Source organism: Nocardia sp. NPDC004860 (genome assembly GCF_040609015.1).
Classification (GTDB): Bacteria; Actinomycetota; Actinomycetes; order Mycobacteriales; family Mycobacteriaceae; genus Nocardia.
In genome coordinates, this window is record NZ_JBEXJI010000007.1 from 207,038 (window position 1) to 221,202 (window position 14,165).

The 14,165-nt window shown below is 69.5% G+C and carries 16 protein-coding genes; 10 read left to right on the plus strand and 6 right to left on the minus strand.

Annotation, left to right across the window (positions count from 1 at the left end):
• Positions 1 to 60 precede the first annotated feature (60 nt).
• Positions 61 to 939 (plus strand): rhomboid-like protein, encoded by an 879-nt coding sequence (locus ABZV44_RS17030; RefSeq protein WP_354836947.1) that lies wholly within the window; start codon positions 61 to 63, stop codon positions 937 to 939.
• On the opposite strand, the gene ABZV44_RS17035 is transcribed toward ABZV44_RS17030, so the two are convergent.
• The 3 genes from ABZV44_RS17035 to ABZV44_RS17045 form a co-directional block, all read right to left on the minus strand.
• Complete coding sequence (locus ABZV44_RS17035) at positions 838 to 2,025, minus strand: cation:proton antiporter (RefSeq protein WP_354836950.1); 1,188 nt, start codon at positions 2,023 to 2,025, stop codon at positions 838 to 840. The two genes, ABZV44_RS17030 and ABZV44_RS17035, sit on opposite strands and share 102 nt — an antisense overlap.
• 4 nt (positions 2,026 to 2,029) lie before the next feature.
• Entirely contained in the window at positions 2,030 to 2,512 is a 483-nt protein-coding gene (locus ABZV44_RS17040) for a cation:proton antiporter regulatory subunit (protein ID WP_354836952.1), read from the minus strand.
• Between the two features lie 92 nt (positions 2,513 to 2,604).
• The gene (locus tag ABZV44_RS17045; protein WP_354836954.1) at positions 2,605 to 2,979 is read right to left on the minus strand and encodes a DUF952 domain-containing protein; all 375 of its coding nucleotides are present in this window, start codon (positions 2,977 to 2,979) and stop codon (positions 2,605 to 2,607) included.
• A 119-nt stretch (positions 2,980 to 3,098) separates the two neighbouring features.
• Between ABZV44_RS17045 and ABZV44_RS17050 the strand changes: the two genes are divergently transcribed.
• The 4 genes from ABZV44_RS17050 (at position 3,099) to ABZV44_RS17065 (ending at position 8,169) form a co-directional block, all read left to right on the plus strand.
• Positions 3,099 to 4,925: an acyl-CoA dehydrogenase gene (locus tag ABZV44_RS17050; protein WP_354836956.1), complete on the plus strand. Its 1,827-nt coding sequence runs from the start codon at positions 3,099 to 3,101 to the stop codon at positions 4,923 to 4,925.
• 464 nt (positions 4,926 to 5,389) lie between these two features.
• A complete protein-coding gene (locus ABZV44_RS17055; protein ID WP_033087939.1) occupies positions 5,390 to 5,584 on the plus strand; it encodes a hypothetical protein in 195 nt (64 codons plus the stop codon).
• Positions 5,585 to 5,885: 301 nt separating this feature from the next.
• Positions 5,886 to 7,619, plus strand: coding sequence for a DEAD/DEAH box helicase (locus ABZV44_RS17060; RefSeq protein WP_354837088.1), 1,734 nt, complete (start codon positions 5,886 to 5,888; stop codon positions 7,617 to 7,619).
• 1 nt (position 7,620) lies between these two features.
• Positions 7,621 to 8,169, plus strand: coding sequence for a hypothetical protein (locus ABZV44_RS17065; protein WP_354836959.1), 549 nt, complete (start codon positions 7,621 to 7,623; stop codon positions 8,167 to 8,169).
• A 154-nt stretch (positions 8,170 to 8,323) separates the two neighbouring features.
• On the opposite strand, the gene ABZV44_RS17070 is transcribed toward ABZV44_RS17065, so the two are convergent.
• Positions 8,324 to 8,893 (minus strand): class I SAM-dependent methyltransferase, encoded by a 570-nt coding sequence (locus ABZV44_RS17070; protein ID WP_354836961.1) that lies wholly within the window; start codon positions 8,891 to 8,893, stop codon positions 8,324 to 8,326.
• A gap of 55 nt (positions 8,894 to 8,948) precedes the next feature.
• Between ABZV44_RS17070 and ABZV44_RS17075 the strand changes: the two genes are divergently transcribed.
• Both ABZV44_RS17075 and ABZV44_RS17080 read left to right on the plus strand, forming a co-directional pair.
• Positions 8,949 to 9,716, plus strand: a complete 768-nt coding sequence (locus ABZV44_RS17075; protein WP_354836963.1) for a helix-turn-helix transcriptional regulator — start codon at positions 8,949 to 8,951, stop codon at positions 9,714 to 9,716.
• A 37-nt stretch (positions 9,717 to 9,753) separates the two neighbouring features.
• The gene (locus ABZV44_RS17080; protein WP_354836966.1) at positions 9,754 to 10,053 is read left to right on the plus strand and encodes a DUF1905 domain-containing protein; all 300 of its coding nucleotides are present in this window, start codon (positions 9,754 to 9,756) and stop codon (positions 10,051 to 10,053) included.
• Between the two features lie 11 nt (positions 10,054 to 10,064).
• Here ABZV44_RS17080 and ABZV44_RS17085 read toward each other — a convergent pair whose 3' ends face one another.
• Positions 10,065 to 11,777 (minus strand): DEAD/DEAH box helicase, encoded by a 1,713-nt coding sequence (locus ABZV44_RS17085; protein WP_354836968.1) that lies wholly within the window; start codon positions 11,775 to 11,777, stop codon positions 10,065 to 10,067.
• Positions 11,778 to 11,899: 122 nt separating this feature from the next.
• Between ABZV44_RS17085 and ABZV44_RS17090 the strand changes: the two genes are divergently transcribed.
• The gene (locus ABZV44_RS17090; RefSeq protein WP_354836971.1) at positions 11,900 to 12,955 is read left to right on the plus strand and encodes a YihY/virulence factor BrkB family protein; all 1,056 of its coding nucleotides are present in this window, start codon (positions 11,900 to 11,902) and stop codon (positions 12,953 to 12,955) included.
• Between the two features lie 16 nt (positions 12,956 to 12,971).
• On the opposite strand, the gene ABZV44_RS17095 is transcribed toward ABZV44_RS17090, so the two are convergent.
• Entirely contained in the window at positions 12,972 to 13,106 is a 135-nt protein-coding gene (locus ABZV44_RS17095) for a hypothetical protein (RefSeq protein ID WP_354836973.1), read from the minus strand.
• A 34-nt stretch (positions 13,107 to 13,140) separates the two neighbouring features.
• Between ABZV44_RS17095 and ABZV44_RS17100 the strand changes: the two genes are divergently transcribed.
• Complete coding sequence (locus ABZV44_RS17100; protein WP_354836976.1) at positions 13,141 to 13,275, plus strand: hypothetical protein; 135 nt, start codon at positions 13,141 to 13,143, stop codon at positions 13,273 to 13,275.
• A 239-nt stretch (positions 13,276 to 13,514) separates the two neighbouring features.
• Positions 13,515 to 13,946, plus strand: coding sequence for an SRPBCC family protein (locus tag ABZV44_RS17105; protein ID WP_354836979.1), 432 nt, complete (start codon positions 13,515 to 13,517; stop codon positions 13,944 to 13,946).
• Positions 13,947 to 14,165 lie beyond the last annotated feature (219 nt).

Consider the following 14,165-nt stretch of genomic DNA (forward strand, 5'->3'; position numbering starts at 1 on the left):
GGACCGGCCTCCTCCCCGCGGCACGGAGGTCGGCCGGTGGCCCCGGGATACCATGGCGCCATGGCAGGCACCTATCAGTCGCCCTGGCTGCGCACCGTCGATCTCGGCGAGCGGTTCCGCACCCTCGGTGTCTGGTGGCGGCAGCCGCACCGGTTGCGGCGCGCGGTCCGGGCCTATCGGAATCTGCTGGCGGTCACCCCGGCATGCATCGCCTACGCCTTCACCCTGTTCATCACCTGGTGGACGCTGCGCGGAGCCAGTGACATCGTGGGCCGGCGGCTGATCTTCTCCGCCTCCACGAATCTGCGCAATATGCAGAAGGATCCGATCCAGGTGCTGGTGGCCTCGGCCTTCTGGACCGACGGCGGCTTCCCGTGGGGCGACATTCTCATCCTCATCACCCTGATGGCGCTGGCCGAGCGCTGGCTGGGGTCGCTGCGCTGGATCCTGGTGGTGGCCACCGGTCACGTCGGCGCCACCCTGATCACGGTGCTCGGCATCGCCCACAAGCTCGACAAGCAGCTGATCCCGACCCGGGTGGCCTTCGCCTCGGATGTCGGCCCCAGCTACGGCATCTCGGCCATGATGGCCGCGCTGACCTTCCGGCTGCGCGGCCCGGCCCGCTGGCTGTGGGCGCTGGCCATGGTGGTCTGGTACGCCTACGGCGTCTGGCACGGCCGCACCTTCACCGACTACGGCCATTTCTTCGCGCTGCTCATCGGTTTCACGGTGGGCGCGATCGCGGTGGCGCTCTCCCACCGCCTGGTCGCGGTGCAAGCGCGCAGGGCCGCGGCGAAGCCGGTCCGGGCGGCCGCGAATCCGGCCGCGACCGGGGATTCAGCCGGGGACGGGATCGACGCGGCCGCGCCCGCGCTGGGCGAACCGGACGACCGGCTCGACGAGGCGCGCCGCGATCGGGCCGAGCACGGCCATCATTAGCACGTAGGCCGAGGCCAGCGCGGCCAGCCGGCCGCTCACGCCACCCAGCGAAACCGCCAGACCGGCAATGACGATGGAGAATTCGCCGTGCGCCACCAGCGCCGCGCCCGCGCGCGCCCGGCCCATCCGGCGGATGCCCTGCCGCGACGCCGCCCACCAGCCGGTGCCGAGCTTGGTCAGCGTGGTCACGAAGGCCAGCAGGATCGCCCAGCCCAGCACCGGCGGGATCGCATGGGGATCGGTGCTGAGCCCGAAGGCCACGAAGAAGAGGGCCGCGAACAGATCCCGCAGCGGTTCGAGGAGTTTCGCCGCCTCCTGCGCGGTGGACCCGGAGATGGCGATGCCGAGCAGGAACGCGCCCACCGCCGCCGACACGTTCAGCTCCGAGGCCGCGCCCGACACCAGCAGCGCCGCGCCGAGCAGCTTGAGCAGGAACACCTCCCGATCGTTGCTGTCCACGATGGCCGACACGTAGCGGCCGTAGCGCAGCGCCACGATGAGCACCACCGTGATCGCCACCAGCGCGATGGCCAGCGAACGCAGCCCGCTGGCGAAGCTCAGGCCGGCCAGCATCATGGTGAGGATCGGCAGATACACCGCCATGGCCAGATCCTCGAACACCAGGATGGACAGCACCACCGGCGTCTCGCGGTTACCGAGGCGGCCCAGGTCGTTGAGCACCTTGGCGACGATGCCGGAGGACGAGATATAGGTGACGCCGCCCATGGTGACCGCGCCGATCGGGCCCCAGTCCAGGATCAGCGCCACCACCACGCCCGGCGTGGCATTGACGACGATGTCGACCAGGCCGGCCATCCAGGAGCGGCGCAGTCCGGTCACCAATTCGGCTGCGGTGTACTCCAATCCGAGCAGCAGGAGCAGCAGCACCACGCCGATCTCGCCGGCCGTGTGCCCGAATTCGGTGGCGGCGCGCATCTTCACGATGCCGCCCTCGCCGAAGGCCAGGCCGCCGAGCAGGTAGAGGGGAATCGGCGACATGCCGAAGCGGGCGGCCAGTCGCCCCAGCATGCCGAGCGCGAACAAGATCGCGCCGAGTTCGAACAGGGCTAGACCGGTCGAATCCACAGGGTCAGCCGTCGGCCAGAATGCGAGCGGCCGCGTCCAGCCCGTGCGGCGTGCCGACGACGACGAGCACGTCCCCGGAGTCGAGCACCTGATCAGGTCCCGGTGACGGGTGCAGTTGCCCCGCCCGCATGATGGCCACGATGGAGGCCTTGGTCCGGGTCCGCATGGCGGTCTCGCCGAGCATGCGTCCCCGGTAGGGCGAATTGCCGCCGATGGTGAGCTGTCTGGTGGTGATCCCGGGTAGGTCCGAGTGTTCTTCCTTGAGCTGCTGCACCAGCTGGGGCGCGCCCAGCAGATTGGCCAGGACCGCCGCCTCGTCGGTCGTCAGGGGCACCTGGGCCAGGCACGCGTCCGGGTCGTCCCGCTGCGACACGATCAGATCGATGCCGCCGTCCCGGTGCGCCACCACCCCGATCCGCCGTCCCGATCTGACCTCGAAATCCTTCCGCACACCGATACCGGGCAGCGCTGTCACATCGACGTTCACGCAGTCCAGATTAGGACAACCCGTGCGAATCCCGGGGAGCTACGTTGCGGCGCACCCCGCCTGCACGAGTCACACGGTGCGGGCGCGCCGGGTCACTCCGCGGTGAGCGGCGCGAACGATCCGTCGGGGCCCGGCAGGAAATCGGTGACCTCGACGACCGCGGTCAGCGGCAGCGGGCCGTACAGGTGCGGGAAGGTCATGGAGTCCGGGTCGGCGGGCACGCCCGGCTCCCACTTCACCGGGGAACCGAGCCGGGCCGGATCCAGGTGCAGCAGCACGAGATCGGTGCGGCCGGCGAAGAGCCGATTGGCCGGCAGGTGGGCCTGGTAGGGCGCGGAGAGGTGGATGAATCCGGCCTCGGCCAGCGAGGGGGCGCGGTATTCGCCTGCGGCGCGGGCGTTTTCCCATTCCACCCGGGAGCAGATGTGCAGCAGCGTCGGCGGCGTCGTGTCCTGTTCGGTTCCCACCCGTCCAATCTAGGTGAGTGCCCCGGGGTTCAGAACGGCTCGGGCCGGGCCACGGACGGTCCCGCGCCATCTGGTAGACCGGCAGGTACGACTCCCCGTACCCGACCGCTCGAGGAACCATGAATCCGTCCAGCATCATGTCCGCCCGCGACCTCGAGTTCCTGCTCTACGACTGGCTGCGGGTGGAGTCGCTGACGGCGCGCGACCGCTTCGCCGACCACTCCCGCGACACCTTCGACCAGGTGCTGCGGCTGTGCCAGGATCTGGCCACCAGCTACTTCGCGCCGCACAATCGCGAGAACGATCTGCACGAGCCCACCTTCGACGGCGAGCGCGTGCACATCATCCCCGCGGTCGGCAAGGCGCTGCAGGCCTTCGCCGACGCCGGAATGATCGGCGCGGCAATGGATTACGAGATCGGCGGCATGCAGCTGCCGCACTCGGTCTACACCGCGTGCATGTCGTGGTTCCACGCCGCCAATGTCGGCACCGCCGCCTACGTACTGCTCACCACCGGCAATGCGAATCTGCTTGCCGCGCACGGCAGCCCGGAGCAGATCGACGCCTACGTGCGCCCGATGCTGGAGGGCCGCAGCTTCGGCACCATGGCCCTGTCGGAGCCGCAGGCCGGATCCAGCCTGGCCGACATCACCACCCGCGCCGTGCCCGCCGCCGACGGCTCCTACCGTCTGTTCGGGCACAAGATGTGGATCTCCGGCGGCGACCACGACCTCTCGGAGAACATCGTGCACCTGGTGCTGGCCCGCATTCCGGGCGCACCGGAGGGCACCCGCGGCATCTCGCTGTTCGTGGTCCCCAAGTTCCTGCCCGACGCCGAGGGCAACCCGACCGTCCACAACGATGTCGTGCTCTCGGGCATCAACCACAAGATGGGCTGGCGCGGCACCGTCAACACCGCCCCCGTCTTCGGCGACGGCAACTTCACCCCCGGCGGGGAGCCGGGCGCGATCGGCTATCTGGTGGGCACGCCGAATCACGGTCTGGCCCAGATGTTCACGATGATGAACGAGGCCCGCATCGGCGTCGGCCTGGCCTCCACCGCGCTGGGCTACACCGGCTACCTCAAGTCCCTCGACTATGCCCGCACCCGCCCGCAGGGCCGCCCGGTCAGCGCCCGCGGCGGCGCGCAGGTGCCGATCATCGACCACCCGGATGTGCGGCGCATGCTGCTGGCCCAGAAGTCCTATGCCGAAGGCGCACTCGCGCTGCAGCTGTACTGCGGCAAACTGATCGACGAACACCGCACCGCGACAGGCGAATCCGACCGGGCGCGCGCCGCCACCCTGCTGCGCATCCTCACCCCCATCGCCAAGTCCTGGCCCAGCCAGTGGTGCCTGGCCGCCAACGATCTGGCCATCCAGATCCACGGCGGCGCCGGCTACACCCGCGACTACGACGTCGAACAGCACTACCGCGACAACCGCCTCAACCCGATTCACGAAGGCACCCACGGCATTCAGAGCATGGACCTGCTCGGCCGCCAGGTCACCCTGGACGATGGCGCGGCCCTGGCCGCGCTGCTGGAGACCATGGCCGCCACCAGCGCCGCCGCCCGCGCGACCGGTGACGCCGAGCTCGCCGAGTACGCCGCCGCCCTGGAGGCCGCCACCGGCCGCCTGGCCGCCACCACGGCGGGCCTGTGGCGCGCGGGCAATCCTGAGGCGGCCCTGGCCAATTCGGCGGTCTATCTGGAGGCGTTCGGCCACGTGGTGCTGGCCTGGATCTGGCTCGAGCAGGCGATCACCGCCACCGCGCTGTCCGCCCAGGACCGTCCGCACGTGGCCGAGTGGGAGACCTTCCGGCAGGGGAAGCGGCTGGCCGCCCGGTACTTCTTCCGCTGGGAACTTCCGTGCACCACACCGCAATTCGACCTGCTCGACTCCGGCGACCGCACCACCCTGGAACTCGACGAGTCCTGGTTCTGAGCCCCGGGGCGCGAATCCGCCGTTCGCGCTGTGCGAACGGCTCCGTGACCCGAGGCGCCACCGCGCAGCCATGGGCCGAGGTCAGGCCGGTCGCGGACCGGTCTCCAATCCAGCCGCCTTGATTACGGTTTGCTGGCGTCCCAGCCACAGAGACCAATCGGAGTGTGAGTGTCGGTGTGCCCGGGTAGTCTCCGGGTAGACAACTCGATCAGCGTGTTCGAACGGGAGGTTGCGACGTCCCCACGGGCAGTCCTCAGGACCTGTTCGCTTTCAGCGAAATCGCAGGTCGTGTTACAGAAAACACACGGGAAACTGCACGGGAACAAAGTGCTCGCGCCGAACGTCTGACAGAGTAGTCAACAACCACTGCTGGGAAGTAGCGGTAGCGAGGTTCGCGGATTGGACCGCGGGCCCCACACCAGGCGAACGGTGCGTGAGGCACCCAGAGCCAGGACGGAGGAGTCATGCCAGGAACCCTGACAAGCACCCCACTGACCGCGGTCGATCGTTGCGACCGCTGCGGGGCGGCTGCGCGCGTGCGCGCAACCCTTCCTGCCGGTGGAGAGTTGCTCTTCTGCCAGCATCACGCCAACGAGCACATGGATCGCCTTCGTGAGCTCGAGGCCGTGATCGACACGGAGTCGGCACCGGCGCTGTAACAGCTCCTCCACCTCGGAGAGACTCGATCGGGAGTCACCGTTCTCCGAGAGCCCGCTCGACAATTGAATCTTCCCAACAGAAAACCCGGCAGCGGGCGACCAGCAGGTCGCCCGCTGCTGCTGTGTACGGGACCGGTCGGCGCGGAATGTGACCAGCGACACACCAATTGAGCTGTGGCCGGGGACACATGAATTCCGTTGCGCGCAACGCGAGATTCGTCATGTGCGCACGGCGAGAGCGGGCGGGTACAACGGATGGGTGCCGCAGACCTCACAAGCCACCTACCTGCAGGATCGACATATGGTCGCGCTCTGGACGTGGAACGGCCACACCACCGGAAGCGCGCCGCGAGACCTGGGCGAGGTGGAGAACCTCGCCCTCGCCGTTCCGGGCCGGGACGGCATCGGTGTCACGGACGTGGAATGCGCTCTGGTGGAACCGGAACGGTTATGCACTCTTGCTATTGAAAACCCCGGGGAATCGATATGCCTGCTGCGCGAGGCCGTCGAGACGGAGGTCGAGGCGCGGTGGCTGCCCGCGGCCGCGCACGCCGTCCCGAATGCCACCGGGACCGCCGTCGTCTCGGCGGGGCGGACCCTGCGGGCGCTGCGGGACACCGTGGCACTCGGCGCCGAACTGCGGTCCGGGCTGAAGGCCGAGCTGCGGCCCTATCAGGCGCGCGGCATCACCTGGCTGCGCGAGACCACCGCCGCGCACGGCGGCGCGGTGCTGGCCGACGAGATGGGCCTGGGCAAGACGGTGCAGGCCATCGGGTACCTGCTCGGGAAGGCCGGGGAGGGGCCGCAACTCGTAGTGTGTCCAACATCACTCGTGGGCAACTGGGCGCACGAGATCGAGCGATTCGCGCCCGGACTGCGCGCGGTGGCCTGGCGGGGCGGGCCGGCGCCGGAGGCCGAGCCGGAAACGATTGTGGTGACCGGGTATCCGACCCTGCGCGGACACGGTGCCGCGCTGGCCGGGCAGCGGTGGGCCACCGTGATTTTCGACGAGGCGCAGGTGCTGAAGAATCCGCACACGCAGGTGGCGAAGGCGGCGCGGGCGATTCCGGCCGAGGCGCGGATCGCGCTGACCGGTACGCCGGTGGAGAATCACCTCGACGAACTGTGGGCGCTGCTGAATCTGATCGCGCCACAGGAGTTCACGCACCGAGCGCAGTTCCGGCGGCGGTTCGTGCGGCCGATCAGCGAGGGATCGGCGAGCGCGGTGCTGCGGCTGCGGGACGCCGTCGAACCGATCGTGCTGGGCCGCCGCAAATCCCAGGTTGCCGCCGCGTTGCCGGCCAAGATCCACTGCGATCTGGTGTGCGATCTGAGCGCGGAGCAGGAGCAGCTCTACGACCGGCTGCTCGATCGGGCCGAGGCGGCCGGGTTCGGGACCGGGGCGAAGCGGCACACGCGGGTGCTGGCGGTGCTGACCGAGCTCAAACAGGTGTGCAACCACCCGGGGCTGATCACCGGGGAGCTGGACGAATTGGCCGGGCGCTCCGGGAAATTCGACGTCTGCTCCGACATTCTGGCCAACAACCTCGACGTGGACGCGCCCACCCTGGTGTTCACCCAGTACCGCAAGACCGGTGAGCTGCTGGTCCGGCACTGCGCCGAGGAGTTCGGGGTGCGGGCGCCGTTCTTCCACGGCGGGCTGAACCAGCAGCAGCGCGGGGAGATCGTCGCGGACTTCCAATCACCGGACGGCCCACCCGTATTGGTGCTCAGCCTGCGGGCAGCGGGTACCGGGCTGACGCTCACGCGGGCCGCCGATGTCATCCATTTCGACCGCTGGTGGAATCCGGCGGTGGAGGCGCAGGCGTCGGATCGCGCGCATCGCATCGGGCAGACCCGCACCGTCACCGTCACCACGCTGACCTCGGGTACCACCATCGAGGAGCACATCGCGGGCATGCACGACCGCAAGTCGGCGCTCACCGACCTCAGCGATGCGGCCGGAGTCGCGGAGCTGGCGCGACTGGACGACGAACGACTGCTGGAGCTGCTGCGCCGGAAGCGGGGGAACTGAGATGGCGGACAACGAATTCGGGTACACGGCGTGGGGCAAGGACTGGGTGCGGCTGGCGGAACCGCTCAGCCTCACCAAACCCGAGCCGCTGCTCCCCCGCGCGCGCAGCATCGCCCGGAACAACGGCGTCCGGACCGAGGTCGAGGGCACCGTGGTGCGGGCGCACATTCATCGCGGGTCGGAGGCATCGGTGACGCACCTGGAGCTGACGTCGTTCCCGCGCGCCACCATCGACGCCATCGCCGCCGTGGTGCCCGCCGACACGCTCACGCTCGGCGACGAGCTGCACGCCGCGGTCATCGCCGCCGGGATCTCGGTGACGCCCATCCTCGCGAGCACCGACTGCTCCTGCCGCGCCCGCAGCGCCCGCTGCCTCCACATGCTCGCCACCTGCTACGCGGTGGTCCGCCTGATCGACGAAAACCCCTGGCTCGCCTTGGATCTCCAGGGCTATCGGAGCGCTCCGCCCGCCACGGACACCGACGCCCCGGTGTCGGTCCCCCGCTGGACGCCTATCGACGCACTCGATCCGGCGGTCTACTTCGGCTGACAGCCGCTGCGACCGATGCGGATACGGTTGCGTTGGTTCCGAGCGCGTCGGCGCGAGCTACCTCGACGCGCTCGCGCGGGCGGACCCGGTCCGGTTGAAGGTTGTGGATGTCGAGACGTGCTTGCCCGGGTTCGATCGGGCCCGCACGCCCACCTCAGCTCGGGCGCCGGGCTCGGAAGCGGAACATGGTTGCGCCGGTGTCGATCTCGATGTCGGCGAAACCGACGCGGGTGAGGCGGTCCGTCAAGGTGCCGGGCGGGACGGGGACGCAGGTGTCGCCGAGGTGCATGAGGCGGAAGGCGAGGCGGTCCAGGCCGTCGCTGCCGGCGAAGACGCCGCCGGGGCGCAGGACGCGGAACGCCTCGGCGAACAGGTCGTCCTGCTGGGCGGGCGACGGGACGTGATGCAGCATGGTGAAACAGACAACCGAGCTGAACTCGTTGCCGGGCAAGGGCATCGCGGTGCCGTCCCCCTCGATGACGCGCAGTCGACCGGATTGGCGGTCGCGCAGGCGAGCGGCGAGCGCAGCATCGATCTCCAGGCCGGTGAGCGCCGGGACGCGGGCGCGCAGGGTGCGGACGTTCGCGCCGTAGCCGGGGCCGACCTCCAGCGCCTGATCGCCGAGGTCGAGTCCGTGCAGTGCCCACGGGACGATGCGGGTGGCGCTGGTGCGCTCCCACATGCTCGAGCGGCAGAGCAGCTGGTGAAAGTAGTTCATCCCCATGCCTGGAACGCTAGGCCGCCACGGTAGTGACCGCGAGAGACTACAGTGACAGATTGTGTCGCCAGACGGTCAATCTCCGGTACTTACCGCGCCATCCGGTCCGACGGCCATGGTGTTCGGCGCGGGCACGCTGCCGGCCGGGCACTGGTTCGACGAGCACGAGCATCCGCAGCATCAAATCGCCTGGGCGGCACGAGGAGTCCTCACCGTCGAGACCGTGGGCGGCCACTGGGTGCTGCCGCCGACCCGCGCGCTGTGGATTCCGGGCGGGACGACGCATCGCACCGGCACCCTCGACGGCGCGCTCATGCACGGCATCTACCTGGCTCCGGAGCGGACACCGGTCACGTATCCGGCTCCGACCATGCTGCGGGTGGACCGGCTCATGCACGAACTGTTCCTGCACCTGACCGCCGACACCACCACCGGCGCACAACGGGAGCGGGCGGAGGCGGTCGTCTTCGACCTGCTCGACCCGGTCGACGTCATCCCCATCGGCGCGCCGGCCCCCGGCGAGCCACGCACCCGCCGCGTCGCGGACATACTGCGGGCCGACCCGTCCGACCAGCGCACTCTCGCCGAGCTGGCCGCCGCGGTCGCCATCAGTCCGCGCACCCTGGCCCGCGGATTCCTCGCCGAGACGGGAATCACCTTCGGCCAGTGGCGAACCCAGGTCCGCCTGGCCGCCTCGCTCCCACTGCTCGCTTCCGGCCTGCCGGTCGCCCGCATCGCCACCCGCGTCGGCTATGCCACCCCGAGCGCCTATATCGCCGCCTTCCACCGCGAGGTGGGTGTCTCCCCCGCCCGCTATTTCACCCGCTGACCCCGGCCTTGTCGGACCCGGCGGCTACCGTCGGCCCATGGCGATCTCCACGTACGCGTTCACCGCCGAACTCTGGGAATGGGAAGCACAGGCCTCCTGGCATTTCGTGAGTCTGCCCGAGTCGGTCGCCGACGAGATCGAGGAGCGCTTCGGGCACACCGCCTCCGGATTCGGCTCGGTGAAGGTGAAAGTCGCGGTCGGCGGCAGCCGGTGGTCGACCTCGATCTTTCCCGACGGCAAACGCGGAACCTATGTGCTGCCGGTGAAGAAGGCCGTCCGCGTCGCCGAGGGGTTGAACGCCGGCGACCCGGTCGAGGTCGAGCTGCAGGTGGTGTAAGTCCGCGCCGGTCAGATCCGGCGCAGGGCCGCGATGCGCTGGGAGAGCTGGTCGGCGGTGGCGAGAGCGGTTGGGGGGCCGCCGCATTCGCGGCGCAGGTCGCCGTGGATGACGCCGTGCGGTTTACCGGTGCGGTGGTGGTGCATGGCGACCAGGCTGTTCAGTTCGCGGCGCAGCTCGGACAGGCGGTCCGAGGTGGCGGCGCGTTCGACGGCGGCCTCCACGCCGGAGCCCGAGGGGCGAGCCTCGGCGGCGGCGCTGCGTTCCTGGAGCTGACGGGACTGGCGTTCGCGCAGCAGGGCGCGCATCTGGTCGGCGTCGAGCAGGCCGGGGATGCCGAGGTAGTCGGCCTCCTCGTCGCTGCCGGAGAAGGTCGCGGTGCCGAAGGAGTCACCGTCGTAGATGACCTGGTCGAGCTCGGCGTCGGCGGCCAGGGCGACGAACTTCTTCTCCTCCTCGCCCGGCTCGTCCTTCTGCCGGTTGGCGTCGATGAGCAGTTCGTCCTCGAGCGCGTTCGCCTCGCGGTGCGGCTTGCCGATGACATGGTCGCGCTGCAGTTCCAGCTGGGCGGCCAGATCCAGCAGCACCGGTACCGAGGGCAGGAAGACGCTGGCGGTCTCACCGGTCTTGCGGGCACGCACGAAGCGGCCGATGGCCTGCGCGAAGTACAGCGGGGTCGAGGCGCTGGTGGCATACACGCCGACCGCGAGGCGCGGCACGTCGACGCCCTCGGACACCATGCGCACCGCGACCATCCACGGGTCGGTGTTCTCGCTGAACTCGCCGATGCGATCGGAGGAGTCCGGATCGTCGGACAGCACGATGGTCGGCTTGGTGCCCGAAATGTGTTCCAGCAGTTCGGCGTAGTCGCGCGCCTTCTCCTGGTCGGTGGCGATCACCAGGCCGCCCGCGTCGGGCATGCCGGTGGCACGCAGCTGGCGCAGGCGGGTGTCGGCGGCGGTGAGCACCTTCGACATCCAGTCGCCGGCCGGATCGAGGGCGGTGCGCCAGGCGCGGGCGGTCTGCTCGGCATTGAGGGGCTCGCCCAGGCGGGCCGAGTACTCCTCGCCCGCGCTGTCCCGCCAGTGCGCCTCACCGGAGTAGGCGAGAAAGACCACGGGTCTGACCACGCCGTCGGCGAGCGCCTCGGAATAGCCGTAGGTGTGGTCGGCGCGCGACTTCTCGAAACCGGACTCGTCGGCTTCGTAGGTGATGAACGGGATCTTGGAGTCGTCGCTGCGGAACGGGGTACCGGTCAGCGCCAGCCGGCGGGTGGCGTCCCCGAACGCCTCCTCGACCGCATCGCCCCAGCTCTTGGCGTCGCCGGCGTGATGGATCTCGTCCATGATCACCAGCGTGCGGCGGTTCTCGGTGCGCACCCGGTGCTTGAACGGATGCGACGCGATCTGCGCGTAGGTGACCACTACGCCGTGGTAGTCGGAGGAGGTGGAACCGGTCGAGTTGGAGAAGTTCGAATCCAGCTGAATCCCGTTGCGCGCGGCCGACGCAGCCCACTGATGCTTGAGGTGCTCGGTGGGTGCGACCACCGTCACCTGGTCGACCGTGCGGTCGTTGAGCAGCTCGGCCGCCACGCGCAGCGCGAACGTGGTCTTACCCGCGCCGGGGGTGGCGACGGCAAGGAAGTCGCGTGGCTTGGTCGTCAGATACTTCGTGAGTGCCCTGCGCTGCCATGCACGTAACGAACCGCCACCACCCGAAGTCACTCGGTAGAGATTAGCGATCGAACCCGACAGCTTTCCAATCCGACACAGCCCCGCGGAGTGCCGCACGCCACATCGCGGGTCCAGTCCCATTCGAAGCGCTGGTAGGCGATGCTTAGGCCACGATGAACGCGCACGACGAATCTCCGCAACACGCCGACGCGTCGGCGCCGACGGGTTCCGTTGTGCTCGCCGCCACCCGCTGGGGCCGTATCCGGCAACTCGTCGTGCACGTCGCGACGAAGGCGTGGAACGACGCGATCTTCGCCAAATCCGCGGCGGCCGCCTTCTGGCAGACACTCTCGCTGGCCCCGCTGCTACTGGGACTGCTCGGCAGCCTCGGCTATGTCGGGCACTGGTTCGGCCCGAACACGCTGAACATCGTGCAGTCCAAGATCGTCAGCTTCGCGCGGAAGGCGTTCAGCCCCAGCGTGGTCGACAGTCTGGTGCAGCCGACCGTCAACGACGTGCTGCAGCGCGGCCACGGCGGGGTGGTGTCCGTCGGCTTCGTGCTGTCGCTGTGGGCCGGCTCCTCGGCCATGGCCACCTTCGTCGATGCCATCACCGCCGCGCACGGCCAGGCCACCGCGCGCCATCCGGTCTGGCAGCGAATCTTCGCGCTGCTGCTCTACGTCGGCTTCCTCGTGATCGCGGTGCTCATCCTGCCGCTGATCGCCCTGGGGCCCACCCTCATCGGACGGGTCCTCCCGCACAGCTGGCGCGAGCCGGGCCTGCGGCTCATCGACGCCTTCTATTACCCGGGCACCGGCCTGCTGCTGATCGTCGGCCTCACCTTCCTCTACAAGACCGCCCTCCACCGCACCCTCCCCTGGCATCGGCTCTTCGGCGGCGCGCTGGTCGCCGGTGTGTTCTTCATGGCCGCCAGCGAGGGCCTGCGCCGCTACCTGGCATGGGTGACCCGGACCGGCATCTCCTACGGCGCGCTGGCCACTCCCATCGCCTTCCTGCTGTTCACGTTCTTCCTGGGTTTCGCCATCATCCTCGGCGCCGAATTCAATGCCAGCGTCGAGGAATTCTGGCCCGCCCGCGCCACCCGGCTGGCGCAGTTCCGCCACTGGTGGAACGTCCGCAAGCAGCCCCGGCTCACGGACCCGGCGCCCACCGCACCGAAACCGCAGGACCCGCCGCCCGAGTCGCGGTCACTGCGATCCAGCCCGTAGGCCCGGTTCGGCCGACTCACCCCCCGGTGCGACGCGCCGAGCAGTACGCGGCAGCCGTGATCGCGATCGCGACCAGGACGGGCGCGAAGGCGATAGCGGGATTGTCGGGCCGGTCGGCCAGCACCAGCGAGCAAGGACGCCGACTCGACATTGCCTCCGGGGCAGGCACGGGTGACGATCGCTGTATGAAGAACGACCGGTTGGACGAGATCCTGGGGCTGCTCGACAACAACACCTGCATGCTCGAGGCGATCCAGGACGAGCTGCTGGGCGGCGAAGAGCCCGGCGGGTCCGGCGAGAACGAGGCGGCCGGGGGCTAGTTCTTCGTCATCGGCGACATCACCGTGTGCCGACATGCGCCTCGATCGCTGTGACCGCTGCGCCCGCACCGTCTTCTCCACCGGGCTGGTCCCCGTCGGCCGGCGGTGCCACTGGCAGGGGTAGCGACACGGGCAACGCCTGGCAGCTTCCACGCCCGCCCGACCTCGCCCGTCCAATCCACAGGCTTCACAGCGCGCCACCGTTAGAGCTACATCATGTAACAGATACCATCTGCTTCGTGGCTAAGCTGAAGGTCTCCGTAGACGTCCCGATCCCGCCCGAGAAGGCCTGGTCGCACGCCTCCGACCTGCCCGAACTCGACAAGTGGCTCACCCTCCACGAGGGCTGGCGCGGCCCTGTCCCCGACGCGCTCACCCCCGGGACCCGCCTGATCGGCGTAGCCACCGTCAAAGGCTTCCGCAATCGCGTCACCTGGACCGTCGAAACCGCCGAACCCCCGAACCGCCTGGTCCTCAACGGTTCCGGCATCGGCGGCACCACATTCGGCATCGAACTCCGCGTCTCCGCCAGCCCTACCGGCTCCAAGGTCACCGTTGACTTCACCCTCGGCGGCGCACCCCTCTTCGGTCCCATCGGCTCGGTCGTGGCCCGCGCCCTCCGCGGCGATGTCGAACGCTCCCTCGACCGCTTCGTCCAGCTCTACGGCTGACCCGCCTGCGCGGCGAGTCCGATTACGAGAAGTTCGACACCACAGCGAAACTCGTCGCCGCCGACAGCGCCCGAGCCCGCACAGCAGTCTCAGCGAGCAACGGGAACTCGGCGGCCGGCAATTGCGCCATGGCGGCGGTGCCCGCGCCCGAGAGTGGCTGACGCGGCCGGCGAGGTGATCCACGTCACCGATCGATGCTGTCAGGAATTCGAGAGCTGT